This window comes from Devosia sp. XK-2 (assembly GCF_037113415.1).
In the GTDB taxonomy this organism is placed as follows: Bacteria; Pseudomonadota; Alphaproteobacteria; order Rhizobiales; family Devosiaceae; genus Devosia.
The window spans coordinates 1,341,757-1,367,011 of the sequence record NZ_CP146608.1 but is presented as its reverse complement, the minus strand read 5'-3'; the positions used below and the strand labels follow the sequence as shown (position 1 = coordinate 1,367,011).

23 protein-coding genes are annotated in these 25,255 nt (G+C 61.8%); 10 read left to right on the top strand and 13 right to left on the bottom strand.

The window, feature by feature from the left end; translation table 11 throughout:
• Nucleotides 1–5 precede the first annotated feature (5 nt).
• The 4 genes from V8Z65_RS06570 to V8Z65_RS06555 are packed head-to-tail and all read left to right on the top strand — an operon-like array spanning nucleotide 6 to nucleotide 4,214.
• Complete coding sequence (locus tag V8Z65_RS06570; RefSeq protein WP_338723318.1) at nucleotides 6–1,013, top strand: LacI family DNA-binding transcriptional regulator; 1,008 nt, start codon at nucleotides 6–8, stop codon at nucleotides 1,011–1,013.
• Entirely contained in the window at nucleotides 1,010–1,762 is a 753-nt protein-coding gene (locus tag V8Z65_RS06565; RefSeq protein ID WP_338723317.1) for a glutamine amidotransferase, read from the top strand. Before V8Z65_RS06570 ends, V8Z65_RS06565 begins: the two co-directional genes overlap by 4 nt.
• Nucleotides 1,762–2,346 (top strand): AAA family ATPase, encoded by a 585-nt coding sequence (locus V8Z65_RS06560; protein WP_338723316.1) that lies wholly within the window; start codon nucleotides 1,762–1,764, stop codon nucleotides 2,344–2,346. The genes V8Z65_RS06565 and V8Z65_RS06560 overlap by 1 nt, the downstream gene beginning before the upstream one ends.
• Nucleotides 2,346–4,214: an adenine deaminase C-terminal domain-containing protein gene (locus V8Z65_RS06555; RefSeq protein WP_338723315.1), complete on the top strand. Its 1,869-nt coding sequence runs from the start codon at nucleotides 2,346–2,348 to the stop codon at nucleotides 4,212–4,214. The genes V8Z65_RS06560 and V8Z65_RS06555 overlap by 1 nt, the downstream gene beginning before the upstream one ends.
• A gap of 8 nt (nucleotides 4,215–4,222) precedes the next feature.
• Here V8Z65_RS06555 and V8Z65_RS06550 read toward each other — a convergent pair whose 3' ends face one another.
• Both V8Z65_RS06550 and V8Z65_RS06545 read right to left on the bottom strand, forming a co-directional pair.
• Nucleotides 4,223–6,151 (bottom strand): DUF5054 domain-containing protein, encoded by a 1,929-nt coding sequence (locus tag V8Z65_RS06550; RefSeq protein WP_338723313.1) that lies wholly within the window; start codon nucleotides 6,149–6,151, stop codon nucleotides 4,223–4,225.
• A gap of 8 nt (nucleotides 6,152–6,159) precedes the next feature.
• Nucleotides 6,160–7,200, bottom strand: a complete 1,041-nt coding sequence (locus V8Z65_RS06545; RefSeq protein ID WP_338723311.1) for a substrate-binding domain-containing protein — start codon at nucleotides 7,198–7,200, stop codon at nucleotides 6,160–6,162.
• A gap of 251 nt (nucleotides 7,201–7,451) precedes the next feature.
• On the opposite strand from V8Z65_RS06545, the gene V8Z65_RS06540 reads away from it, so the two are divergent.
• From V8Z65_RS06540 to V8Z65_RS06520, 5 genes are all read left to right on the top strand, one after another.
• On the top strand, nucleotides 7,452–8,792 hold the full coding sequence (locus tag V8Z65_RS06540; RefSeq protein WP_338723309.1) for an extracellular solute-binding protein: 1,341 nt from the start codon (nucleotides 7,452–7,454) through the stop codon (nucleotides 8,790–8,792).
• A 63-nt stretch (nucleotides 8,793–8,855) separates the two neighbouring features.
• Nucleotides 8,856–9,737: a sugar ABC transporter permease gene (locus V8Z65_RS06535; RefSeq protein ID WP_338723308.1), complete on the top strand. Its 882-nt coding sequence runs from the start codon at nucleotides 8,856–8,858 to the stop codon at nucleotides 9,735–9,737.
• 1 nt (nucleotide 9,738) lies between these two features.
• Nucleotides 9,739–10,584 (top strand): carbohydrate ABC transporter permease, encoded by an 846-nt coding sequence (locus V8Z65_RS06530; protein ID WP_338723307.1) that lies wholly within the window; start codon nucleotides 9,739–9,741, stop codon nucleotides 10,582–10,584.
• Nucleotides 10,585–10,600: 16 nt separating this feature from the next.
• A complete protein-coding gene (locus V8Z65_RS06525; RefSeq protein ID WP_338723306.1) occupies nucleotides 10,601–11,995 on the top strand; it encodes a CehA/McbA family metallohydrolase in 1,395 nt (464 codons plus the stop codon).
• 95 nt (nucleotides 11,996–12,090) lie between these two features.
• Nucleotides 12,091–12,216, top strand: coding sequence for a hypothetical protein (locus tag V8Z65_RS06520; protein WP_338723305.1), 126 nt, complete (start codon nucleotides 12,091–12,093; stop codon nucleotides 12,214–12,216).
• On the opposite strand, the gene V8Z65_RS06515 is transcribed toward V8Z65_RS06520, so the two are convergent.
• Both V8Z65_RS06515 and V8Z65_RS06510 read right to left on the bottom strand, forming a co-directional pair.
• Nucleotides 12,213–14,312, bottom strand: coding sequence for an adenylate/guanylate cyclase domain-containing protein (locus V8Z65_RS06515; RefSeq protein WP_338723304.1), 2,100 nt, complete (start codon nucleotides 14,310–14,312; stop codon nucleotides 12,213–12,215). The genes V8Z65_RS06520 and V8Z65_RS06515 overlap by 4 nt on opposite strands.
• A 3-nt stretch (nucleotides 14,313–14,315) precedes the next feature.
• Nucleotides 14,316–15,209, bottom strand: a complete 894-nt coding sequence (locus V8Z65_RS06510; RefSeq protein ID WP_338723302.1) for a helix-turn-helix domain-containing protein — start codon at nucleotides 15,207–15,209, stop codon at nucleotides 14,316–14,318.
• 159 nt (nucleotides 15,210–15,368) lie between these two features.
• Here V8Z65_RS06510 and V8Z65_RS06505 point away from each other — a divergent pair, with 159 nt between their 5' ends.
• Entirely contained in the window at nucleotides 15,369–17,375 is a 2,007-nt protein-coding gene (locus V8Z65_RS06505; RefSeq protein WP_338723301.1) for an aldo/keto reductase, read from the top strand.
• Between the two features lie 70 nt (nucleotides 17,376–17,445).
• On the opposite strand, the gene V8Z65_RS06500 is transcribed toward V8Z65_RS06505, so the two are convergent.
• The 9 genes from V8Z65_RS06500 to V8Z65_RS06460 form a co-directional block, all read right to left on the bottom strand.
• A complete protein-coding gene (locus V8Z65_RS06500) occupies nucleotides 17,446–18,864 on the bottom strand; it encodes an MFS transporter (protein WP_338723300.1) in 1,419 nt (472 codons plus the stop codon).
• A 245-nt stretch (nucleotides 18,865–19,109) separates the two neighbouring features.
• Nucleotides 19,110–19,544, bottom strand: coding sequence for a thioredoxin TrxC (gene trxC / locus V8Z65_RS06495; protein ID WP_338723299.1), 435 nt, complete (start codon nucleotides 19,542–19,544; stop codon nucleotides 19,110–19,112).
• A 115-nt stretch (nucleotides 19,545–19,659) separates the two neighbouring features.
• On the bottom strand, nucleotides 19,660–20,949 hold the full coding sequence (locus V8Z65_RS06490) for an FAD-dependent oxidoreductase (RefSeq protein ID WP_338723298.1): 1,290 nt from the start codon (nucleotides 20,947–20,949) through the stop codon (nucleotides 19,660–19,662).
• A 22-nt stretch (nucleotides 20,950–20,971) separates the two neighbouring features.
• On the bottom strand, nucleotides 20,972–22,741 hold the full coding sequence (sulP, locus tag V8Z65_RS06485) for a sulfate permease (protein ID WP_338723297.1): 1,770 nt from the start codon (nucleotides 22,739–22,741) through the stop codon (nucleotides 20,972–20,974).
• 68 nt (nucleotides 22,742–22,809) lie between these two features.
• Nucleotides 22,810–23,136 carry a sulfur transferase domain-containing protein gene (locus tag V8Z65_RS06480; protein ID WP_338723296.1) on the bottom strand — a complete coding sequence of 109 codons (327 nt, stop codon included), beginning with the start codon at nucleotides 23,134–23,136 and terminating at the stop codon, nucleotides 22,810–22,812.
• 107 nt (nucleotides 23,137–23,243) lie between these two features.
• Complete coding sequence (locus tag V8Z65_RS06475; protein ID WP_338723295.1) at nucleotides 23,244–24,137, bottom strand: MBL fold metallo-hydrolase; 894 nt, start codon at nucleotides 24,135–24,137, stop codon at nucleotides 23,244–23,246.
• A 21-nt stretch (nucleotides 24,138–24,158) separates the two neighbouring features.
• On the bottom strand, nucleotides 24,159–24,599 hold the full coding sequence (locus V8Z65_RS06470; RefSeq protein ID WP_338723294.1) for a DUF6691 family protein: 441 nt from the start codon (nucleotides 24,597–24,599) through the stop codon (nucleotides 24,159–24,161).
• The gene (locus V8Z65_RS06465; RefSeq protein WP_338723292.1) at nucleotides 24,599–25,027 is read right to left on the bottom strand and encodes a YeeE/YedE family protein; all 429 of its coding nucleotides are present in this window, start codon (nucleotides 25,025–25,027) and stop codon (nucleotides 24,599–24,601) included. Before V8Z65_RS06465 ends, V8Z65_RS06470 begins: the two co-directional genes overlap by 1 nt.
• Nucleotides 25,027–25,245 (bottom strand): DUF2892 domain-containing protein, encoded by a 219-nt coding sequence (locus tag V8Z65_RS06460; RefSeq protein ID WP_338723291.1) that lies wholly within the window; start codon nucleotides 25,243–25,245, stop codon nucleotides 25,027–25,029. The genes V8Z65_RS06465 and V8Z65_RS06460 overlap by 1 nt, the downstream gene beginning before the upstream one ends.
• Nucleotides 25,246–25,255: the final 10 nt, after the last annotated feature.

Below are 25,255 nucleotides of genomic sequence, written 5' to 3'. Positions count from 1 at the left end.
CGACATTGAGCGAAGTTGCTGCCGAGGCCGGGGTCTCGCCCACGGCGGTTTCGCGCTATCTCAACAATCGGATCGAGCTGCCGCAGGCGACGCGGGACCGAATCGACGCGGCCATAGCCAAGCTCGACTACCGCCCCAATGTGCTGGCGCGCCGGCTTTCAAAGGGGAAGGCAGAGGCAATCAGCCTGGTGACGCCTGATATTGCCAACCCGTTCTTTGCCGAGCTGGCAGCCGCCGTGGAACTTGAGGCGCATGAGCACGGCTATGCGGTTTATATCTCTTCAACAAGCAGCGGCGCCGGAAACGAAGCGGATGCCATACGCCGCATGAGCGACGGCCATGTGGATGGGCTCATCATCATGACCAATCGTGTGGACGATGGGACGCTGGCTGGCCTGCTCGAGGGCCGGGACAATGTGGTGGTGCTCGACGAAGACATTGCGGGCGTGAGCGTGCCGCGCATTTTTGTCGAGAATGTCGAGGGGGCCTATCAGGCGACCCGTCATCTGCTGGCGGCGGGACACAAGGATATTGCCCTGATTGGTGGCCCCAACCGGCTGATGAGCGTGACCGAGCGGCTAGCAGGATTTGCCCGGGCCATGGAGGAAGCGGGCATCGCTGTGCCGCCGGGCCGCGTCATGCTGGGCGACTATACCAGCCAATTCGGCGAGACCGCGGCCAATGTGCTGCTCGACGCCGCGGATCGCCCCAGCGCGATCCTGGCTTGTTCGGACTATATCGCCATTGGCGTGATGAAGGCGGTACGCGCGCTAGGACTAACGATACCCCGAGATCTCAGCCTGGTCGGCTTTGACGACATGGCATTTGCAGAACTCGTCGATCCGCCGCTGACCACGGTGCACCAGCCGGTCGAGGACATGGGTCGCCTGGCCGTGCGGCACCTGCTTGCGCTGCTGGACAGCACACAAATTCCACCCGCCGAGACCCGATTGCCGGTCCGGCTTATTCCCCGTCACTCCGTGGCGGTCCCTTTCATCAAGGCCACAAAATGATCAAGAGAATTCTCATTGCCGGCGAGTCCTGGACCGTCCATTCGATCCACCAAAAGGGTTTCGACAGTTTCACGACCACTGAATATGCCGAAGGCGTGCGCTGGCTGCGCGACGCGCTGGAAAAGGGCGGATGGCAGGTGACTTACCAACCCGCTCATGTCGCGGCGCGGGATTTTCCATTCACGGCCGAGGCGCTGGCCGAATTTGACTGCGTGGTGCTGTCCGATATCGGCGCGAACACATTGCTGCTGCACCCCGACACATTCAGTAAATCCAAGGTGCTGCCCAATCGGCTTGCCGCAATCCGGGACTATGTCGGCAATGGAGGCGGATTGGTGATGGTGGGCGGCTATCTGACCTTCCAGGGCATCGACGCCAAGGGGCAATATGCCGGCTCGGCCGTGGAGGAGGCCCTGCCCGTGTCGCTGCTGCAGACCGATGACCGCGTGGAGACGCCGCAGGGCGTGACGCCCAGCGTGACCGCAGCCGGCCATCCAATGGTCGCGGGGCTTGAAGGACCTTGGCCAGACCTGCTTGGCTATAATCGGCTTGCAGTGAAGCCCGGTGGCGAACTGGTCGCAGCCGCGGGGGGTGATCCATTGCTGGTTGCCGGCCAGTTCGGCAAAGGCCGCAGTGTTGCCTTTGCCTCCGATTGCGGCCCACACTGGGCGCCGCCGCCTTTTGTGGAATGGGCCGGCTATAATCGGCTCTGGACACAAATCGCCGATTGGGCAGCGGGGCATATCTGATGAGCATTTCGGTTCAGCAACCCGCCGATCCGTGGCAGCGCACGACCACCGAGCATGGCTTGCCCGCCGACGAGGTGATCTCCGCCTTGCAGAAATCCATCCGCAGGGCAATGACCGACAATGCCCTACTTCTGGGTTGGGAGATGTATCTGACCAGCCCGGAGATGGAGGAGAAGCTGTGGTCGCGGCTATGCGTGATCGCGGTGGAAGATATCGGGCTCGGCCGCGCCGATGCACCGGTGCTGGTGGAAACGCTCTACCAGCAGCACAAGCGCCATGACCGCCCGTCGGGTGACCGCTTTCTATTTGCTGCGCATGCCATTCGCGTGCTGTGCGCCTCGGATAAGGACCGCACCAGCGACGACATGGTCAATTGGGCCATGCGCGGGACCCAGCTTGGCGAACTGCGCCCTGAAATACCCGATGTCGCGCGGGACATGCACACGCTGTCGGGCCAGCGGCAGGGACGCGATTATCGCTATTTCATGGAAGAGGCGAGCAAGGTCGTGCCGGAAATTCCGGACAAGGACCAGCGCTACCGCGACTGGATCATGGCGGCCCTGGATGCAGGAAAGCTTAGCTGATGGTCGGTCTTCCAGACGATCTCATCATCAATGCGCGCGATGAAGTCGCCATCCGCAGACATTTGGCACTGGTGGCGCTGGGCAAGGCCGCTGCAGACCGGGTAGTCAGGATCGGCCGGCTGCTCGATGTCTATGGCCGAAACTGGCATGAGGATCAGGAGATCGTCATTTCTGGCCGTCGGATTGCCTGGGTAGGGCCGAGCGGGGCATGGCGGGGCGAGGCAGCCGAACGGATCGACCGGTCGTCGCTGGCTGCCGTGCCCGGTTTTGGCGAGGTACACAAGCATATCGAATCGAGCCACCTGACCCCGGAATGGGAAGCGGCGCTGGTGCTGCCGCATGGCTGCACCTGGACCTGCGAGGCCAGCCATGAATTTTCCAATGTGGATGGGCCGCGCAATCTCGAATTCTGGATGACCGCCCGCAAGGCCGGTTCGCCCGCCAAGATATTTCCCCTGCCCGGCTCGGCCGTGCCGCCGACCGCCTATGAATGGGGCGGCGGCCATTATGGTTTTGACGAACAGAACGGTTTTTTGCGCGACCATATGACCGTGCCTGGCCTTGACGAAGTCATGGACTGGCCGGCGGTGTGGAACCCTCGAAACCCCTCCCATGATCGGCTCTGGGGCATGATCGAGGCCACGTTTGCGCAGCGGGGCGTCGTCGAGGGCCATGCCGCCGGCATGCGGGCTATCGACGATATCAGCGCTTTCGCCGCTGCCGGCATGGCATCGGACCATGAGGCCTGGACGGCGGACGAGGTCGCAGACAAGTTGCGGCGGGGGCTGTTCATGGAGCTGCGGCCCCATTCGCTCAAGGAGATGCTCGAAGGGCTTATCGCCGCCGGGCAGCAGGACTGGTCGAATTTCGCGCTCTGTACCGATGATCGCAGCGCGTCCGACACGCTCAAGCTGGGCGCGACCGACCATAATGTCCGGCTGGCGATGGAGGCCGGGTTGCCGCTGGAAGTGGCCGTGCAAATGGTCACCATCAATCCGGCACGACACATGCGGCTGACGCCGTGGGTCGGTGCCATTGCGCCGGGCCGCTATGCCGATCTGGTATTGCTCGATGAAGTCGAAAAGCTCTCTATTGCCGAGGTCTGGGCCGATGGTGGGCAGGTCTCCGAGGGCCAGAGCTATATTGCGCCCGTGCCCGAGATCGCCTGGCCGCACTGGGCGACCCACACGGTCAATATCCAGCGACAATTGCGCGCCGAGGATTTCGCTATCCCCGCGCCTGCGGGGGCCCAGGACACCGCCAATGCAGCGCTGCTGCGGCCGTTTCACTGGCACGACGAATTCATCACCACGACATTGCCGGTCAAAAACGGGCTGGTGCAGCGCGACGCGGACCGCAACATCACGAAGTTTGCGATTGTCGACCGGTTTTCCGGTGAGGGTAAGACTGCGAAAATGTTCTGGCTGGGCACGGGCCCCAGAACGCCGGACACGGCCCTGGCCTGCTCGATGGGGCATGACAAGCACAATATCTGGGTCGTCGGATCGTCCGACGAGGCCATGGCGCTGGCGGTCAATACGCTCACCGACATGCAGGGCGGCTGGGCGCTGGTCAGCGGCGGCGCCGTTTTGGCGCGCGTGCATTATGAGGTCGGGGGATTAATGACCTGCCGGCCGGCGGCCGAGCTGGATGCGGAAATGGCGGCGCTCTATGCGGCGGGAGCCAACATCGAATGGATGTATGAACCCACATTCTCGCCACGCTGGTGGCCCGGATTTCCCGAACGCCTGGCCTTTGCCACGCTGACCTGTGCGCCATGGCGCTGGGTGCTGGTGGCGCCCTCGCCGCTCGCGCCTGAAGGGTTCGTCAATGTGGCGACGGGGGAGACGCATAAGGTTGTGTGGTAGAGCCGGAATCAGGCGGCGGCGCTCAGCCTCAGGACAAACCGGAAGGCGATGGTGCCCTCCCACCACATGGGGAAATTGGTGCCCCATTTATTGTTGTAGAGATTGAAGCGGGCGCCGGACGACCAATCCGGCATGTCGGGCTGGAAGGGCATGAAAGGCGCGGCGGCCGGCCCGATCAGCGCGCAGTCGAGAGGCTCGACGCGTAATGAAGCGGTTGCGCATTCAAGCGTAAGCGCTTCAATTGCCTGGAGTTGTCCGCCGGCGCGGCGGACCTGGTTGGCGCTGTCGTGCCAGAGGCCCAGCTTTTTCAGCCGCGTCGCGACGAGAGCCTGTGGGCACAGATGCAGGAAACCGGCCTCGGGCATGCGGTTGGCTGGCTTGTCGCGCAGGATCAGGGTCAGTTCGGCCGTGTCGCCCGCGCCCTTGAGACTATACTCGCAGCGTGGCGGGGCGCCGAGTTCGCTCGTGGCAGGGTTCGGCATGGCGAGAATGGCGCGATTGGCATCGGCGATGCCAAGGAGACGAGGGGCGAAGGTCGTGCTGCGCGCGGTCCCGGCCCGGGCGAGGCCGGGCTTGTCGTGATCCAGAACGGCCCATTCGGCGCGGTGCAGGAGATAGCTGTCGAGATGCTTTTGCAGTTCGGCACTATCGTAGCTTTCGTGGCGGTAGCCGATCAGCGAATTGTTTTGGCCGGTGGCGGAGCGGCCGTGTGGGCCGGTCAGGTTCAGCAGATCGCCGGTCGCAGGATCGAGGTCCGCGGACCAGCCGTTATCTTGCAGCCGGGTGCCCTGGATTGGTGCGGCCGCGGCGGGGACGGCGAACGCATTGAGGTCCCGGGCCGCCAGGTTGCGGTCTGCCGGCGACAGATTGGCCAGGGCATCGTCGAGATAGGCGCGCTGCTCGGCCCAGGATTGCTCGGTATAGGCAAAGCGATAGTCCGCGCGGCGGGCGGCCTCGAAATCGGGGCGATCCCAGGCTGTCTCGTCGCGCAGATAGGTCTTGATATCGACGCCCCAAGTGTGTTCGGCAACCATGGCGAGGCCCCGGCCAAAAGCGCGGCGCTTCTCGTCAATGGTGTCGAACCCGTCATAGAGCCGCTGCAGGGCACGCAACCGGGCGAGTTTGTGGGGATCGCTGCCCGCACCGTGGATCCAGCTATCGCCAATTTCCTGCGTGACGACGGGCAGCTTGTCCCGGCGTGCCCACATTTCGCCGCCGAAGGCATCCAGAGTCGAGGCGGCGATTGTCGCGCCGGGATGTTCGCGGCCTAGATGCCGAATGGCCTCGACCGTCTGGCCGACACTTTGCGGCCCGATATTGTCGTTGGTGTGCGCAAAGCTCAGGCCAATATCGTCCCCTGCGGGAAAATCGGTGGCGCCATAGGAGCCCTGATACATGACCACCACTTCCTCGCCGCCTGGCGCCTGCCAGCGAAAGATCGGCGGCACATCGGGCACGGGGCTGGCGGTGTTAACGCCCAAGTGAAGAAACCGGATTCCGGCCCCTGCCAGCAAGGGCACCATGCCCAATGTATGGCCGGGAACGTCGGTCATCTTGGCGGCGATGGTCTTGCGGCCAAAGCGCTGGTCCAGCTCTTGCGCATAGCTCAGCCCGGCCCGGAAGGTGGCTGGCGACATCAATTCGGTATGGGTGGTGAAAGGCAATGCGTGCCAGGTAATCAGACCGCGTTCGATGGCCTGTTCGAGACGACGAACCTGTTCGGCTCCCTGCGAATTGAGATGATCCCAGATCAGCCAGGCGCCCGTGGTCCAGATGAATTGCGGCTTCCGGGGATGTTCGGCAAAGAAATGCTCGCCGGTCGCAATAGCCTGCGGAATGAACTGGTGATGATATTGTTGCCTGACCTTGGCCGCCAGATCGGTGAAGCCGATGTCGAGATGCGTCTTGAAGACCAGGTGGATATGTTGACCTGCCATAGTTGTGGTCAGCCTACGGTGCCGCGCACAACCAGGCGGGTGGTCAGGGTTTCTTCAAGGCTCGGGGCATCGGGCTCATTGAGGCGGCGCAGGATCAGCCGCACCAGAGCGCGCACCCGCGCCTCGAGATCGAATTTGACCGTGGTGAGATTGTAGCTTTTCCAATGGGCCTGGGCGATGTCGTCAAAGCCGACGACGCTGACATCCTCGGGTACGCGCAGGCCCAGTTCATGGCGAAGCGCGTCCAGCGCGCCGAATGCGCTGACGTCATTGGCGGCGAAGATGGCCTCAGCTCCGCCAAAAACCTTGAACAGATCAATCGTTGACTGGAACGCCTCCTCATAGCCGAAATCGCCGACCATGCGGATCGGAGGCTCAAGGCCGCGCTCGGCCATTATGGTGCATAGCATGCTCTCTCGAGCGGTGTTGGCGCGGGATTTGGTCTTGCCGGAAAGATAGGCAATTCGCTTCACGCCATAGCCCTGCAAAAGCGCAATCGCCTGCTCGATGCCGTCTCGCTGCAGAATATTGAGCCGGTCAAATACCGGCCCCGGCTCCGCCAGCGGTGTTTCGCCCGGATGCGGATAGTCGATATAGATCGGAACCGCGCGATCGAGAAACCGCGTCAATGTCTGGGGTTTGACGTTTTCGACAAAGGCGATGACCGAGTCCGGATTATAACCACGCATATAGGCGAGCAATTGTTCGTCCATGGAATAGTCGGTCCGGGTCTTGAACAGCAGGGTTGCGAAGCCCTCGTCCTGCAGTGCCGTGGTTAGCCGGTCGATTTCCTGGCTTTCCCAATAGCTGCAGACATCGGGCACGATTACGCCGATCAGATGCGACCGCCCGCTGACCAGGGTGCGGGCCGCCCTGTCGGGGAAATAGTTCAGCTCGCGGGCGATCTTGAGGATCAGTTCGCGCTTGTCGGCTCGTAGGGAAGCCCCAGGATTGAACGCGCGCGAGACGGCAACACGCGAAACATTGGCGCGTTCGGCGACCATTTCAGCGGTGGCACGAACGAGTCGTGGTTCTGGTGCGTCCGACATGTGCCTCCCCTTCTCCGATTGACAGCGTGTTCAAAATTACTGTCTATTCCCTGCTGGCTGTATCATCGGTTAACAAACAAAAATAGTCAGCATCGATGACATTCCGCCGCTTTGGCGACGTTAAGATGACAAAACAGATACGGCCAAAAAGACGATTTGGATGCACACGCTTTCATTTAGCTGTCATCTGACCCGCATATGGAGGGCGGGTCGCCGCGGGCCAAGAGCTCGCTTTTACGGGAGAGGAACCCATGAAGAAGACACTTCTGACCGCCAATCTGTCGGTTCTGGCCGCCGCTCTGATGGCCAGCAGCGCCCTCGCGGCTGATCTGCGCATCCTGACGGCCGTCACCGGCGGCAAGGACGCGGCCGAGCACGAACAATTCGTCGCCGAGCTGGAAAAGCATCTCGGGCTCGATATCGAGATGGTCAAGCCCGCCTCGGACTATAACAATGTGATGTTCACCTCGCTGGCCAGCGGCGAGCGCTATGACCTGATCTATGGCGATTCCAGCATGTTGCCGGGCCTGATCGATCAGGGTGCGATCACCGACATGACCGATATGGTCGCTGCCTCTGCAGTGCTGTCGGATGAAACTGCGATCCCGGCCGCCGAATGGGCTTTGTTCGATATCGATGGCCGCAAATGGGCCGTGCCGAACAAGTTCGAAGGCGGCACCCTGCCGACCATCCGGCAGGACTGGTTGGAGGAAGCGGGCATGGAAACGCCGGTGACCCTGGACGACTGGACCGCCTTCTTCAAATGGGCGCATGAGAACAAGGACGGCGCCTACGGTCTTTCGACCTCCAAGCTCTATGACATCCAGGGTTTCATGTCGGCCGCCGGCATCAAAGCCGGCTATGTTATGGAAGATGGCAAGCGCACCATTCCCTACGCCACCGAAGGCGCCGCAGAGGTCTATGACTGGTTCGCCATGCTGTCCGAAGAAGGTCTTCTCGACCCTAATTTCGTGACCAATGGCTCAGGTGAATTCCGTAACCTGTTCATGACCGATCGCGTGGCCGCCGTGACCTATTGGGATGCCTGGGTCGGTCTGTTCAACAATATCATGGCCACCGACCATCCCGGCAGCAGCTTTGAAGCCAAGGGCGTCGCGGGCGTTCCGGGTCCGGATGGCGACATCATCCTGCGCCGCGGCAATGCCTCGCTCTGGATGATGCCGGCCAATGCCGAGCATCCGGAAAATGCCATGAAATTCCTCGAATTCTGGCATTCCGAACCCGGCTACATCATGGGTACGCTAGGTATTGAAGGCGTGGATTACAACAAGACCGCCGACGGTGGCTACGAGCTGACCGAACAGGGCCAGGCTCACGGTATGGACCACGGCGCGCCGCGCGTCGCCTCCACGACCTGGGAACACCCCTTCCCGGCCCTGCCAGGTGTCGACGCCGCCCAGGACATCATTATGGAGCACGCTTCGGTCGAGTATCTGCCGGCCGAATGGAGCGAGGCTCAGCCCATCGTTGAAAAGCATGCCTTCCAGGCCATGCTGGGTGAAGTGACCGGTGCCGAAGCGGTTGCCGCCATGCATGCCGAGTTGCTGGCCGCGGGCCTGATCGACGAATAAGCACAGAAGGCGGGCCACAGGTGCTGCCGGTGGCCCGCAGCTTTCTCCCTGGAGAGACCCGCCATGTTCGACCGCATCCGCCGACACTGGATGTTGTATCTGCTGATCGCGCCGATCCTGGCCTATTTCTGCGCCTTTCTGTTCTATCCCATGGCGCAGGGTATCTATCTCTCGACACAAAAGGCCGGTCTGTTGGGTCCCGTCGGTTTCATCGGCTGGGACAATTATGCCAAGGTTTTCGCCACGCCCGCGGTGTGGCAGGCAATCTGGAATACGCTGATCATTGCCGCCGGCATCACGATTGTGGGCACGCTGCTGCCCATCCTTCCCGCCATCGCGCTGTTGCAGATCACACCGGACTGGCTCAAGCGCGGTTTCCAGACCGCGATTTATACGCCCTACCTGTTGAGCTGGGTCATCATTGTCGGCATCTGGCTCAATACGCTCTCGCCGGTGGGCCTGGTCAATTCGGTACTGCAAGGCCTGGGCTTGATCGACAGTCCGATCAACTTCTTTGCCGACCCCTTCTGGGCACGGCCCATGGTGATCGGGCTGACGGTGTGGAAGGATGTGGGCTTTCACGCGCTCATCTATCTGGCCGCCCTGCTGTCACTTAGCCCGGACATTCTCGAGGCCGCCGATATCGATGGCGCCAATGACTACAAGAAAATCCGCGATATTTTGCTGCCGCACCTGATGCCGATGATCAAGGTGGTGTTCCTGATCACCCTATTGGGTTCGCTCAGAACCTTCGACTCGGCCTTCCTGATGCTCAATGGCCGCACCGCTGACCAGATCAGGACCTTGGCGATCTTCACCTATGAGCGCGGCATCCTCAATTTCGATCTTGGCCTGGCGAGTGCTGCGGGCGTGGTGCTGCTCGTCGTTTCGCTAATGATTTCGGGCGTCGCCCAGATCGTGACACGGCAGGAGCGGGATAACTAAGATGCTGCGCTCTCGCTCGATCCGCTTCCTGTCCTATCTGATCCTGCTGCTTCTGGCCGGGACCATGATCATTCCGCTCTGGACGGTTGTCGCCACAGCCTTTTCGACCAAGTTCGGTTCGCTGCAACCGGGCATCAATCTCTGGCCCAATCCGATTTCCTTCGAAGGGTTCGATACGCTGTTCCGGCGGCTCAACTTCGTGCTGCCCTTCGCCAATACGCTTTATGTCACCGTCGTTGGCACGGCAGCACATGTGCTGCTTTCGGCACTGGGCGGCTATGTGCTGATCCAGGAAGACTTGCCCGGCCGCAAGATCATTGCTGGAGTGATCCTGCTGACCCTGACCATTCCGACCCAAGTGATCCTGGTGCCGCTCTTTGTAGTGTTCAAGCAATTCATGCTGCTCAACACCCTGCTATCGTTGATCGTTTCGGAACTGGTGTCCGCCTTCTCGATCCTGTTGATGAAAACCTATTTCGAGCAGGTGCCCAAATCCATGATCGAGAGCGCGCGCATTGATGGCGCGGGGCATTTCAAGCTGCTCAAGGATTTTTACCTGCCGCTGGCCCTGCCCGGCGTGCTGACCGTGGCGGCCTTCCAGATCGTGCACAAATACAATCTCTTCATCGAGCCGTTGCTGTTCATCAATGACCCGCAAAAGATCACGCTGCAGATTGCCTTGCAGTCCGTGATCCAGGGCGAGAGTTCGACGTCAACAAATGACTATATCGCGCCCAATGTGACCATGGCGGCCATCGTCATGGCGCTGGTGCCGCTGTTGGTCTTCTACCCCTTCATGCAGAAATACCTCATCCGCGGCCTGACGGTTGGCGGGGTGAAGGAATAATCCCTTGGACAATCCCATGCAGGTCACCGCCCGCGTCACCCGCGCCGACCAAGCGCGCAATCCCTATTTCTACATTCCCTTCGAGGTGCCCGAGGGCACGACCCGGATCGATGTGACGCTGGACTATGCCAAGGCTGCGGATTGCGTCATCGACCTGGGTGCCTTCGATCCGCGCGATAGGGGCTATCCAACGGCGGAAGGGTTTCGCGGCTGGAGTGGCGGCGCACGCAGCAGCTATTTCATTGCCACGGATGATGCGACGCCGGGTTATGTCCACGGAGACATTCCAGCCGGCACGTGGAACGTCATTCTGGGACTTTATCAGGTACCGGAGGCGGGCGCCGAGGTGACAGTGAGCATCGCGCTCGATGCCGCGCCGCGCCCTGTGGCGCCGCAACCGCCCCGGACTTTTCCGATGCGCAAGGGCGCCGGCTGGTACAAGGGCGATCTGCACTGCCACACCTTTCATTCGGACGCTAAGGGATCGCCTGAAACACTGCATGCGGCGGCCCGACAGGCGGGGCTCGATTTCCTCGCCATCACCGACCACAACACGATAACGCAGCGGCGCTATTTCCATCCGCGGTCTTCGCCGGACCTCGTCTTCGTGCGCGGCATGGAGGTCACGACCGCGGTGGGACACGCCAATGTATTCGGGGTGGATGAGTGGATCGACTTCCGCATGACCAAGCCGTCCGATGCGCATGTGCTGGCGCGGCTCGTGCATGACAAGGGCGGCCTGCTTTCCATCAATCACGACAAGCCGGTCATTCCCTGGGACTATGAAATGCCCGCCGCCGATTGCCAGGAGGTCTGGCAGTCCACCTGGCTGGACCATAACTGGATTTCGCTGGGGCGCTATCAGCAAAGGCTGGCCGAAGGCATGCGCCTTTCGGCCATTGGGGGCTCGGATTACCACCAACCCGCCGATCTGAAGCCAGAAGGTCCGCTGGTACTGGCGCGGCCGACAACAGTGCTGTGGTTGCCCGAACTGAGCGAGGACGCCGTGCTTGCCGCGATGAAATCCGGTTACGGATATGTTACGGAAGGTCCGGACGGGCCGCATCTGGAGATCAGCAGCGAGGCGGCCGTTATGGGTGATGAGGTCTCGCATCTGCGGTCATTGGAGATATATGTGTGTGGCGCGGAGGGGGACGATCTCGTTCTGGTCGACGCGACCGGCCCCATCGCTACCTTGCCGATCACAGGGACGGATTGGAGGACCTCTTTCGAGTTGCCTTCCGTAAAAGGGTTCGTGCGCGCCGAGATCATTGCGAAGGCGAGCCGACAAAATCTCATCGACGATTTGTTGGCGTCGGTGCCGGGCAAGGCCGTCATGGCGGCAGAGCCGGACCTTGCCGAACAACCGATCCGCCGCGCCTTGAGCAATCCGATCTATATTCGCCACTAACGGCGTTCCGATCCCGGGGCTCGACGCCCGCACAGAATGCAATACACTTCGCCTGGGAGAAACCGGCATAACGCCGGAACCAGGAGGAGCGCCTTATGGATCATGAAGAAGATACTGGTCTTGATTTCATTGAGGGATTTTCATTGCTTGCTGGCGCGATCTGGGTCATTGGCGCCATATTGATCGCCGCCATGGTGCTGCTCGGCCAGGGCCGGGTTTAGGTGCGGACGCGCGGGTCAGCCACGAAATCCTCGCGCCGCAGCAAGCAGGCGTCATAAAAGGCGCCGAGACGCGCATCGATGTCGAGCGCCGCGCGCCGGCAGGCGTCGAGCGCGGCGGAATGGTCCTGGCCCGACGCCAGCGCCGCCAGCAATCGCGCATGTGCCGATGCCAGCGCGGCAAAAGCGGGATTTGCGCGCAGGCCGGCATTGCCCACCAGAACATGGATGGGCTCACGCCCGCTCATGCCTTTGAGCTCTACGGAACCCGCAGGCAGGAAGGCCATGTCCGACGCCGCGGAGGCCGTTTCCTCGGTGACCAGAATATCATAACCGACCATGCGGCAGACGCCTTCGATACGGCTGGCGACATTGACGGTGTCGCCGACGCAGGAATAGTCAAACCGACGCTCGAAACCCATATTGCCAACCAGTGCGGGACCGGTGGCAATGCCGATGCCAATGGTGATGGGTTCGTTACCGGTCGCATTTAGCCGCTCCAGCGCCTCTCGCATAGACAGGGCCGCCAGGCAGGCCCGCTCGGCGTGGCGGTCGACATCGACAGGGGCATTCCAGAAAGCCATGACGGCGTCGCCCATGAATTTGTCGATGGTTCCCTGCTGCTCGACAATGGCGGCACCCAAGGCGGCAAACAAGCGGTTGAGAATGGAAACCAGGCCGGCGGGCGTGGTGCGTTCCGCCAGCGCCGAGAAGTTACGCACATCGGAAAACATGACGGTCAAATCGCGCAGGTCGCCGCCAAGCTTGAGCAGGCGGGCGTCGGTTTCAATGCGGCTGAGCAGCGACGGCTCGACATAATGGGCAAAAGCGCGGCGGATGCGGCGGCGATCGGCGTCGGTGACGGCGAAACGGAAAAAGGCCATTGCCGCATAAAGCAGGAGTGCACCGAGCAGGGCGAAGCTCGGGTCGATAAGCAGTCGAGGTTGAACAAAGGCCCACCAACTGGACGCCAGCAGCAGGGCGCCGACCACCAGCGATATCAGCAGGCCGATTACGGGGCCCGTAAAGACGACGGCGAGAACGATCAGCAGCCCCGCCAGGGCAAAGACCACTATTTCCAGCCCGCCGACCCAATCGGCGCGATCCAGGAAAACGCCAGTCAGCATCTGCTCGAGTGCCTGGGCATGGATGGAAACGCCGGGTATGGCGACGCCCAAGGCGCTGGCGCGAATATCAAGAAGGCCGCTGGCCGATGCCCCGACCAGCACGATATGGCCGGCAATCTGTGGCGCCAGGTTCTGGTAAGCGTCACTTAGCAAGTCGCGGGCCGGCACATAGATCTCCGGTGGCAGATGCCGATAGTAGAGCCAGATATCGCCACTTGGGCCGGTAGGCACCGCAATGTCGCCGATGCGCAATTGCTCGACCGTCCCCGCGCCGGCACTGTCGCCAATGACCACGAGCGTGGAGACACCAAGGGCCACGCGCAGCGCCTCGGCGGATAGGGCCGGCAACACGGAGGCGCCATTGCGCCAAAGCATGGGGAGACGGCGCGCCACCCCTGCCCCGTCGCGATCCAGACTGGCAACACCCAGACCTTGGGCGGCCTCGGCCAGCACGGCAATAGGCTCCGCGGCGCCCCCCAGCTGCGGCAGAGCGCCAAGCGGTTCTTCGCCAGTCATCGCGAGCCCCGATTTGGGTGCCAGAGCAGTTTCTTCCGCGCGACTGCTCTGGGCCAGGCTCAGCACCGACGGGCCGGAGGACAGCGCGGCGGCGAAGAGGGCGTCGTAGTCGTCGCCGCTCCAGGCAGACCTGGACGGAGACAGGCGGTCGGGTTCGCTGAAAAGCAGATCGAAGACCACTGCGGCCGCGCCCAGTTCGGTAAGGCGGTTGGCAATGTCGGCCATGGTGGAACGCGGCCAGGGCCACTGGCCGTGATCGGCGAGCGACGCCTCGTCGATATCGATGATCCTTATCGGCAGACCGGCCGGTGCCTCGCGCGGTCGCAATTGCTGAAACAGGTCGAATGTGGTCTCGCGCGCCACCTGAAGAGGGTAAGGATCGGCGGCCCTAAGCAGGGTCAGCCCCGCGACGGCCGCCAGACCGAACAGCAGAGCAAGCCACTCGCGCCTGCCCATGCGCTAGTTGTACCGGCTTTCGGCCACGAGAGGGCGACTGCGCACCTCGCGCCGGAAATCGCTGGGGGACATGCCGGAAATCTTGCGGAATGACTTGTTGAAGGCGCTCAATGAGCCAAAGCCGCTATCCATGGCCACCGCCAGCACGCTGGCTTCGTCGCGCATCAGCAGCGCCTGGGCATAGGACAGGCGCATGAGGTTGACATAGTCGTTCAGGGTCATGCCGGTGCTTTTCCTGAACACGGTCATGGCATATTTGGGGTGGACATCGGCCGCCACGGCAATATCGACCGAGTCGATTTCCTCGCGGAACTTGTCGGCAATGAAATCGCAAATGCGCACCACGATCGGCGAGGTGTGCTGGTCCAGCCCACCGCTATCGGCGACCGGCCTGGCATCGGGCAGCAATTTGTAGGGCGAAAAGCGCAAGCGTTCGATCCGCAGCAGCAATTCGTCGACCGCCACACTGGCCTTGATCGGATCGCCGGACCGGGCATAGCTGACCCAGCGCTCGAAATTGACGGGGTCGGCAGCGTCCGTGGCGCTGGAAACCAGGGTCGCTCCCTGCATCAGCCGTGCCTGAACGTCGGCGGGCAGGCGCAGGCGAAAGAAGTGTACCAGCGGCAGGTGACCGCCGGCATAGACCAGATCGTCGGACGCATCATCGAGCCGGTGCGGCTGACCGCCCCAGAATAGAGCGAAGTCCCCCGCCTCAAAGCGCACTTCATGGCTGGCCATGCGATAGTGCGCCCAGCCGCGCACGACATAGTTGACCTCGACCTGAGCGTGCCAATGGGCCGACCGCATCAGGCGCGGGGTGGTGTGGAACATCTGCAAGGCCGTGGGCAAGTGCTCAACGCCGTTGGCCCGGGGCTCGTAAAAGAGGCGAGAATCCATCTTACTTTCCGCCCGATCCGCATACCCGAAATCGGGGTCAGTCACTTGCGGGCGCGCTAACTTAGAAATCACATGGCGCAAGAGCAATTGAAAAGCTTGTCTTTGGACAAGCTGTTCGCGCCGGCCGGACAACGCTCCGGCATAGATCGAGGAAATGATATGACCGATACCAAGATCCGCTGGGGCATTATCGGCCCGGGCAGCATTGCCAAGGCTTTCCGCGGCGGCCTGAATGACAGTCAGCACGGAGTGCTGGCTGCGATTGCCACACGCAATCCAGACCGGCCGGGCCTGAAGGAAACCTTCCCCGAAGCGCGGATCGTGCACGGCTACGAGGCCCTGCTGGCGGACAAGGATGTCGACGCGGTCTATATCGCGGTGCCGCATACGGGCCACGCGGAATGGGCGATCAAGGCCGCCGAGGCCGGAAAACATGTATTGGTGGAAAAGCCATTTGCCCTATCGGCCCATGAGGCCGACGCCGTGTTTCATGCGCATCGCAAGGCCGGGACGTTTGCCGGCGAGGCCTTCATGTATCGGGTGCATCCGCAGGCGGCAAAACTGATCGAACTGATCCAGTCCGGCGTCATCGGCGATGTCCGGATGATCCAGTCGAGCTTCGGCTTCTCGATGGGCAAGTTCCAGCCCGAACACCGGCTGTTTGCCTCGGCGCTGGCCGGCGGCGGCATCATGGATGTGGGATGCTACCCGGTTTCGATGGCACGGTTGATCGCCGGCGCGGCGATGGGCAAGCCCTTTGCCGATCCTGTCAAAGTCTCAGGGGCCGCCACGCTCAATGCCGAGGGCACGGACGATTGGGCCGCGGCCATGCTGAGCTTTGAGAATGGCACTGTCGCACAGGTCAGCTGCGCGGTGATGGCTAATCTCGACAATGTTCTGCGCATTCATGGGTCCGAGGGCCGGATCGAGGTGCCGGAATTCTGGTTCGCCAACGGTAATCGCGATCAGGGGCTTGGCCGGATCGATGTCATCAAGGGCGGCAAGACCGAAACCATCAGCGTTCGCGCGCAGCCGCACCTTTATTCTTATGAGGCCGAGGCGGCTTCACTGGCTATTCTGGCCGGCAAGCAGGAATTCGATGCACCGGGTATGAGCTGGGCCGATACGCTGGGCAATCTGCGGGTGCTCGACAAATGGCGCGCAGACGCCGGTATCGAATTTTCGGTCGAAAAATCGGTCAACCGCGTGCATACGCTGGACAATCGCAAGCTGGGCGCCAATGCAGGGATCATTCCCAAGCGCAACATTCCGGGTCTCTCCAAGCAGGCGTCGGCCGTCGCTCTGGGCTTTGAAGATTTCAAGACCTTCTCCTCCGGTGCCATCCTGCTCGACGCCTTCTGGGAAAAAGGCGGAAATATCTTCGATACCGCCTTCATCTATGGCGGCGGCTATACCGAAAAGCTCTGGGGCGAGTGGCAGAAGCGGAGCGGCGTGCGCGAAGAGGCCGTGGTGATCGGCAAGGGCGCCCATTCGCCGCTGGTTTATCCTGACGTCATCGCCAAGCAACTCACCCAGTCGCTCGATCGGCTGCAGACCGATTATGTCGATATCTACTTCATGCACCGCGATAATCTCGATGTTCCGGTGGGCGAATTCGTCGACGCGATGGATGCGGAGGTGCAGGCCGGGCGCATTCGTGGTCCCTATGGCGGCTCGAACTGGACCAAGGAGCGCATGGACGAAGCGATTGCCTATGCCAGTGCCAATGGCAAGACGGCGCCGCAGGCCTTGTCGAACAATTTCGCTTTGGCTGAAATGCTGGACCCGATCTGGGCGGGATGCGTAACCGCATCGACACCAGACTTCAAGCAATGGCTGATTGACCGGCAGGTGACCAATTTCTCGTGGTCGAGCCAGGCGCGCGGGTTCTTTACCGAGCTTGCCGGACGGGACAAACGCGACAATGAGGAACTGGTTCGTTGCTGGTACAATGACCAGAACTTTGGTCGGCGCGACCGGGCCATTGAACTGGGCAGGCAGTTGGGTCACTCGCCGATCCACATTGCGCTGGCCTATGTGCTGGCCCAACCCTTTCCAAGCGTGCCATTGATCGGACCGCGCCGGATCATTGAACTAGAAGACAGTCTTAAGGCCTTTGAGATCAAGCTGACACCAGAGCAGGTTGTCTGGCTGGAACAGGGCTAACCGAACAAAAGGCCCCGGAGCGATCCGGGGCCTTTTCTATTGGAGCGAATAGCGGTCTGAACGCCCTCGTTCACTCGCTGGCGAATTCGGCGATTGGCGTCTGCTTGGCCAATTGCACCATGCGCAGCGCCGCCAGCCAGGCCAGCACCGCAAAGCCCACCGCCATGAGAAAGAGCGGCACGATGGCGGCGAGGATTTCTCCCTGACCACTGGCCTGGGCATAGCCGGCGGCATTGGCGGCGACGCCCGCCAAGGCTGCGCCAAGAGCATTGCCGGCGGACTGGGTTGTCGGCAGCAGAGCCGAGGTCCGATCGCGCTCGGCATCGGTGCTGGCTTCCATGATGGTGAGCATGATGTAGCCATTGGAAATGCCAAAGCCCATGCCGATAGCCAATTGGCCGACGATCAGAAGCGGTAGCTGCGTGGTTTCCAGTGCAATCAGAACCCCAAGCATGCCCAGAGCGAGCAGGATGGGGCCGGTGCGGATGAGGACGCGCCGGGTGGCGCGCTTGCGCACATTGGCGACCGTTACCGACGAACTGCTCCAGCCAATGGCCATGACGGCGCCAATGGCTGCGGAAAGCGTGGGGCCATAGCCCCAGAGCTGCTGGAGCAACAGGACCAGATAAACCGCGCTGGCTGCGCCCGCGATGGGCATGAGCAGGAAGAGCCAAAGGCCCGACCCAACGGCCGTCTTGAGAGAGAAGGCATCGGGCGGCATCAGCCGCTCATCGCTGCGGCGATCAAGCCAGACGGCAATGGCCAGGACGATCAGTGCCGCCACGAGCAGCAGGGCCGCAGGGGTGGGCGGCACAATGGCGGCCAGCGCCACCAGCATGGTGCCCGTACCAATCACGGCCAGCCGCAGACCCGGAAATCCGGATTTGTCGAGCGCCTTCTGGCCCTGCGGCACGACCAGGATCACCATGGTGGCGAAGATCAGGACCAAGGGCACATTGATAAGGAAGGCGGCGCGCCAGGAAATCAATTCGGTCAAGGCCCCTGCCCCGGCCGGTCCGCCAAAGGCGGCAACAGCCCACACGACAGCCTGCATGCCGAAGACCTTGGGCACCAGCCGGCTGGGGAAAAGCTCTGGAATCAGGGCAAAGCAGAGCGCCGCGACGACACCCTCCCCGAAACCCTGAATAGCCCGCCCGACCAGGACCTGCTGCATGGAGGCGGCACTGGCGGCGATCAGTGTGCCGACCAGAAACACGGCCGCAAGGCCAATCAAGGCCCAACGCGAACCGAGGCGACGCTTGACCAGCGCCGCCGCCGCCCCACCGACGATGGCAAAAACCAGATAGAGCGTGGTGGCCCAGGATATTACCTCTAAGCCGCCCAATTCCTGAACAGCCGAGGGCAATGCAGTGGCCGACAAAAATGCATTAAATGCAAAAAGAGAAACGCCCAACGCCAGAATGGTGGTCACCGCCAGGTAGCGGGGACTAAAAATTTCGGCCCAACGGCCGTCAACGGTATCAGACATGACGCCAACCCAATTAAACAAGACATTCCTTGTTTAATTGCTGCATGCACATTTGCAAGGCATTTTTTGGCGGGGCGCACTCCTGGAGCGCTTCCCGTTCAGGCCGATCCTGTTCTATCGCCCTCCCCTCAAGGGGAGGGCCGGTGATGAGGCTGAACGTGAAACGCGCTAGAACACTTCCTGTTCTGATTGCATCAGAACGGGAGCTCCAACGCCATGTCTTGTCGCGCTTTTGCTGAAAACGTCTAGTGCCCAGCCAATTGCGAACGGGCCCAGGCCAGAATGTCCTTGCTGGACATAGCTCCGGACACACGCCCTAGCTCCTGACCGTTGTGAAACAGCAGCATTGTGGGAATGCCTCGGATGCCGGCACGCGCGGAAAAGTCCTGGTTTGCATCTGAGTTCAATTTGACAAAGCGCAGGGCGGGCTGGGCTTCTTGTGCCGCCGCTTCAAATTGCGGACCCATGACGCGGCAAGGGCCGCACCACGGGGCCCAGACATCGACGATAACGGGGATAGAGGATCGCTGTATCTGGCGATCCAGGTTCTGGCCGCTGACATCAGGTGGCGACGCCTCGAACAGGGACGCGCCGCATTTGCCGCAACGAGCACCGAGGGGATCGCGATCCTCCGGGAGACGGTTGATCGAGCCACAATGAGCGCAGACAATATTGGTCATTTGCCTTGTCCTTATGGCAGGCCGGGTGGAAACGGACTCACCCGACCTGCTCTAACCCTTTATTTTATCACGTGTTTGAACCGGAAAACCGCTACGCACTTCTCCTGCACACGCTCTAACCCTGTTCGTGCTGAACGGCCTTGAGTTTATCGATGCCCAGCATTTGCAGGGCCAGCTTTTCATAGAATGGCTCGGACTGCCCGGACCGCACTTTGTGCAGGAAGTATTTCTCAAAACCGACCTTGGCTGCGTGGACCCAAAGGCCGGAGCTGGACCAATTGACATTGCGCGGCGGAATTTGTGGCTGGGCGATGAATGCTACACCCCCGTCGCCGAAATCGGCGAGGCAAACGGCGTTCCAGCTCGGCACGGCTGTTGCGTCCTTGCCGGCGATCAGCGCGGCGATGTTCTGCGTACTAGCCGTGACCATGGATTCGATCATGAAGCCGGTCTTGGGGACACCGACGGGCACGGGCGTCTTGCCAACCGGCGGGATGGCGACACAAACGCCGATGGAGAAGATGTCGGGGAAAGCCGGGTTGCGCTGATGCTTGTCGGCCAGAATGAAACCCCGCGGATTGGTCAGCCCTTCGATGTCCCGGACCGCAGCAACGCCGCGGAAGGCGGGCAGCATCATGGCGTAGGTGAAGGCAAGCTCGTGCCCGCCCTTGACGCTACCGTCGTCGGCAATCTCGCTGACAAAGGCGGTTCCATCCTGAAACTTGTCGACCCGGGCATTGGTGATGAAGCGAATGTGCCGCTGCCGCATCTCGCTTTCCAGCAGGCCCTTGGTGTCGCCGACACCGTCGAGGCCAAGATGGCCGATATAGGGTTCGGAGGTCACGAATGTCATCGGCACGCGGTCGCGAACCTTGGCGTCCCGCAGGGCCTTGTCGAGAATGAAGGCGAATTCATAGGCCGGGCCAAAGCAGGACGCGCCCTGGACTGCGCCAATGATCACGGGACCCGGATTGGCCACCAGGCGATCGAATGCCTCCCTGGCGCCCAGGGCGTGGTCGATGTGGCAAACCGATTGCGTCAACCCGCCCGGCCCAAAGCCGGGAATTTCGTCAAAGGCCAGTTCGGGGCCGGTGGCGATGACCAGATAATCGTAATCCAGGGATTGCCCATCCATCAACTGGATCCGCTTGTCCTTCGGGTGAAGCCGTTCCGCGCCTTGCGGGTAGAAGTTGATATGGTGCTTGGCGAATACCGGTTCGAGATCGACCTCGATGGCATTGCGGTCGCGCCAGCCGACTGCAACCCAGGGATTGGAGGGCACAAAGCTGAACCGCGTGCCCTTGTTGACCACTGAGATGCGGTGCTCGCGGCCAAGTGCCTCGCGCAGCTCGTAGGCCATGATCGTGCCCCCGAGACCGGCCCCCAAAACGACGATGTGTGCCATCTGTTCCTCCTAAGATGACTGATTATTGCGCGGCGCGAACCGACACATCTTGATCTGCATCACATGGCGCTCGCGTTTGCGTCCTTTCGGCAAGGATCGCCTGCATGGCCTGATGCTGGCTGAGATGAACGCGGCCAGCCAGATGCTCGAGGAATTCGGTGCCCACCAGACGGTCCATGACCGGGCCCTTGACCTCGGAGAGATGCAGGCGGACGCCCATATCATCGAGGTGATGGCGGATCGCCTCCAAGCTCTCGAGGGCCGACATATCGATGGCATTGACCGCCGAGCACATGAGAACCACGTCGCTCAGGCCCGGATTTTGGGCCACACGATCGGTCACCAGATCTTCAAGATAGCGGGCATTGGCGAAATAGAGGCTTTCATCGATGCGAATGGAGAGCACGCCGGGCGTGGTCTGGACCTGATGGCGCTTGATATTGCGGAAGTGCTCGGTACCGGGCACCTGCCCCACAATGGCCGCGTGCGGTCGCGAGGAGCGATAAAGGAAGATCAGGATCGAAGCGCCGACGCCCAGGGCGATGCCGGTTTCCACCCCGAAGATCAGCGTGCCCAACAGGGTGAGCGCGACGGCGATGAAATCGGCCCTGGAATAAGTCCATGCCCGCTTGAGAATGGCGAAATCTACCAAGGTCAGGACGGCAACCACGATGGTGGCGGCCAATGTCGCCTTGGGCAGGACGGCCAGGAACGGGGTGAGCAGAAGCGTAGCCAGGGCAATACCGATGGCAGTGAAGGCCCCGGCCGCCGGGGTTGCAGCGCCCGCATCGAAATTGACCACCGAACGCGCGAAGCCGCCGGTAACCGGATAGCCGCCGCCAATGGCCGCCGCGATATTGGAAGCGCCCAGGCCGATCAATTCCTGATCGGGCGAGATGCGCTCGCGGCGTTTGGCGGCCAGGGTCTGCGCCACCGAGATCGACTCGACAAAGCCGACAATGGAGATGATGAGGGCGGGAACGGCGAGGGCCTGGATGGTGTCGAGATTAAAGCTGGGCAGCGACAGCATGGGCAGGCCCTGAGGCACATCGCCCACCAGCGCGACACCCTTGCCCTTAAGGTCGAACAGGGCCGACCAGGCCATGGTGAGAAAGACGACCAGCACGGGACCGGCGCGGACCACAATGGTGGCAACGCCCTTGGAAATGCCGAAACGGGCCAGCCAGTTCTTGAGGTCGTAGCGAATCCATAGCAGCAGGCCCAGCGAAACCAGACCAACGGCAAGTGTATAGACGTTGAGCTGACCGATATGCGCCCAGATCGAGCCCAGCAATTCGGGCATGGCATGTCCCTCGGTCTTGATGCCGAGGATGCCGCCCAACTGGCTGGTGGCGATGATCAGGCCCGAGGCCGTGATGAATCCGGAAATGACCGGATGGGACAGGAAATTGGCGACAAAGCCGAGCCGGAACAGACCCATGCCCAACAGCATCAGGCCGGACAGGGCCGCCAAAAGGACGGCAGCGCTGGCGTAATCGGCACTGCCCTGGGCGGCGACGCGCCCGACGGCGGCGGCCGTCATCAGAGACACAACCGCCACCGGCCCCACGGCCAGGGCGCTCGACGTGCCGAAAATGGCATAGGCCACCAGCGGCAGGACCGAAGCATACAGACCCACTTCCGGCGGCAGGCCGGCCAAAAGGGCATAGGCCAGGGATTGCGGGATGAGCATGATGGTGACGATGAGCGCGGCGATCAGATCGCTGGTCAGCGTTTGCCGGTTATAGCGCCGGCCCCAATCGAGAATGGGCAGGTAGGTCTTGAGCTTCATTGGTCTTCTTGTCTGGGGCAGCGGGTGTCCCCGCCGCCCGGGAGCGGCAGGGACATTGGAGGATCGGATCAGCGGCTCAGCGTGGCGTGCAGGCTGCCGGCGCGGGCGCCGGAGCGGCAGTAGCCGAGCATGGGCTTGGGCATTTTCGACCAGGCATCGTGGAAGCGGATGATCTGGCCTTCGCCCAGACCGCCGGAAACCGGGATATGCACGATCTGGATGCCTTCGGCCTCGGCGGCGCGGGCCACAGCATCGAAGCTGGGCTGGCCGAACTCTTCATTGTCGGGGCGGGCACAGACAATGGACTTGAAGCCGGCCTCGGAGACCGCCTTGACCTGATCTGGAGTGATCTGGCCGGTGACGGCGAAATTGTCGTCGATCTTGCGAACGTTCATGGTGTTGGTCCTGGGTTTGAAGAATGAAAACATGAGGGTTTCCTTTTTGAAGGTCGCCTCGCCCCGCAGGGCAGCGGAGGGAGGCTCCGGCCTGTCGGAACGGGCGACTACAGGCCGTTGACTGGAACCTTGAGATAGGTCTTGCCGTCCTTGTCCTTGGGTGGCAGCTGGCCGGCGCGCATATTGACCTGCAGGGACGGAATAATGAGCTTGGGCATGGCGAGCGTGGCGTCGCGTGCCTCGCGCATCTTGACGAAGGTGTCCTCGTCAGTGCCGCGACCCACATGAATGTTGTGGTCGATCTCATCGCCAACCGTGGTTTCCCACTGGATGTCGCGACCATTCGGGCCGTAGTCGTGGCACATGAACAGGCGCGTTTTGCGCGGCAGAGACAGCACGCGCTGGATGGAACGGTAGAGCGTGCGCGCGTCGCCGCCGGGGAAGTCGGCGCGGGCCGAGCCACCATCGGGCATGAACAGCGTGTCGCCCACAAAGGCGGCATCGCCCACCACATGGGTCATGCAGGCCGGGGTGTGGCCGGGCGTGTGCATGACATGGACGGTCAGCCCGCCGATCTGGTAGCTGTCGCCATCCTTGAACAGGCGATCGAACTGGCTGCCATCGCGCTGGAATTCGGTGCCTTCGTTGAAGACCTTGCCGAAGGTGTCCTGGACGATGGTGATGTTCTCGCCAATGCCCAGCTTGCCACCCAGCTTGCCCTGGATATAGGGCGCAGCCGAGAGGTGATCGGCATGGACATGGGTCTCGATCAGCCATTCGAGCTTGAGATTGTGCTTCTCGATGAAGGCGATGATCTCGTCGGCGCCATCATAAGTGATGCGACCGGCGGCGTAGTCTATGTCCATGACCGAGTCGATCACAGCGCAGGAGGCCGAATTGGGGTCTTTCACCACATAGGAAATGGTGTTGGTCGGCGCATCGAAGAATGCGGTGACTTCGGGCTTGGCCGAAAGGTCGGGGGTAAAGGGCAGAGTGGCCATGATGATATCCTTCTCGAAAGATCAGGCTGTCTGGGTGGCGCGCGTTTGCAGCGCGAGGCGGACGGTCCGCGCTGCGCCGATACCGGCCAGCATGGAACCAACAAAGATCCAGGCGGAGAGTTCACCCAGGCCCAGGGCCGGGATGGCTCCGCCGGGGCAGAAACCGGAAATGCCCCAGCCAATGCCGAATATCGCTGAACCGGCGAGAAGCGGGGTATCGAGCTTGCGGTTGGTGGGCAGATGGAAACGGGTGTCGAGCAGCGGCTTATCGCGGCGCAGCACGAAGCGGTAGCCGATGGCGGCGACAACGAGTGCCGCGATCATCACCAGACCGAGGGATGGATCCCAGGTACCGGCAAAATCGAAGAAATTGAGCACCTTGGCTGGATTGGCCATGCCCGAAAACGCAATGCCGGTACCAAAGACGAGGCCGACAATGCCGGCGATAAGAGTGCGCTGCATTACAAGCCCCCGATAATGTGGCGAATGACGAAAACGGTGATGGCAGTAGTGAGCATGAAGGTGGCCGTGGCCGCGATGGAGCGCGGCGACAGGCGGGCCATGCCGCAGACGCCGTGGCCGGAGGTGCAGCCGGAGCCGAAATAGACGCCGACCCCGACGATCAGCCCACCAATCATGAGCCAGGGCGTCGGCACCGGGCTTTCATAGGCGATGGCGTGATCGGACGTGGCCATGATCAGCGTGGGGGCCGTTATGGCGCCGGCCAGGAAGGCGGCACGCCAGGCCCAGTCGCTTGCAGCGGGCGGCAGAAGTCCGGTGATAATGCCGGTCATGCCGGCGATGCGGCCATGAAAAGCCATGAGCAGAACGGCCGAAAGGCCAATAAGGGCGCCGCCGAAAAGCGACAGCGCCGGGGTAAATTCAGTCATCAACGCGATACCTTGCGGGTCGAGAGGCCAAAAAGGGTGTAGAGAGGACAGAACCGCACGATGGCGGTGACGATCAGAATGAGCCCGACGATCAGCGCGCCCCAAAAGGCCGCCGCATTGGTGAAAAGCGGGATATTGGGGATGAGGGGGACGAGAATGAGCGCAAGGCCGAGAACAATTCGGACGATGCGATCGATGGAACCGACATTTGTGTGCACGGCAGACTCC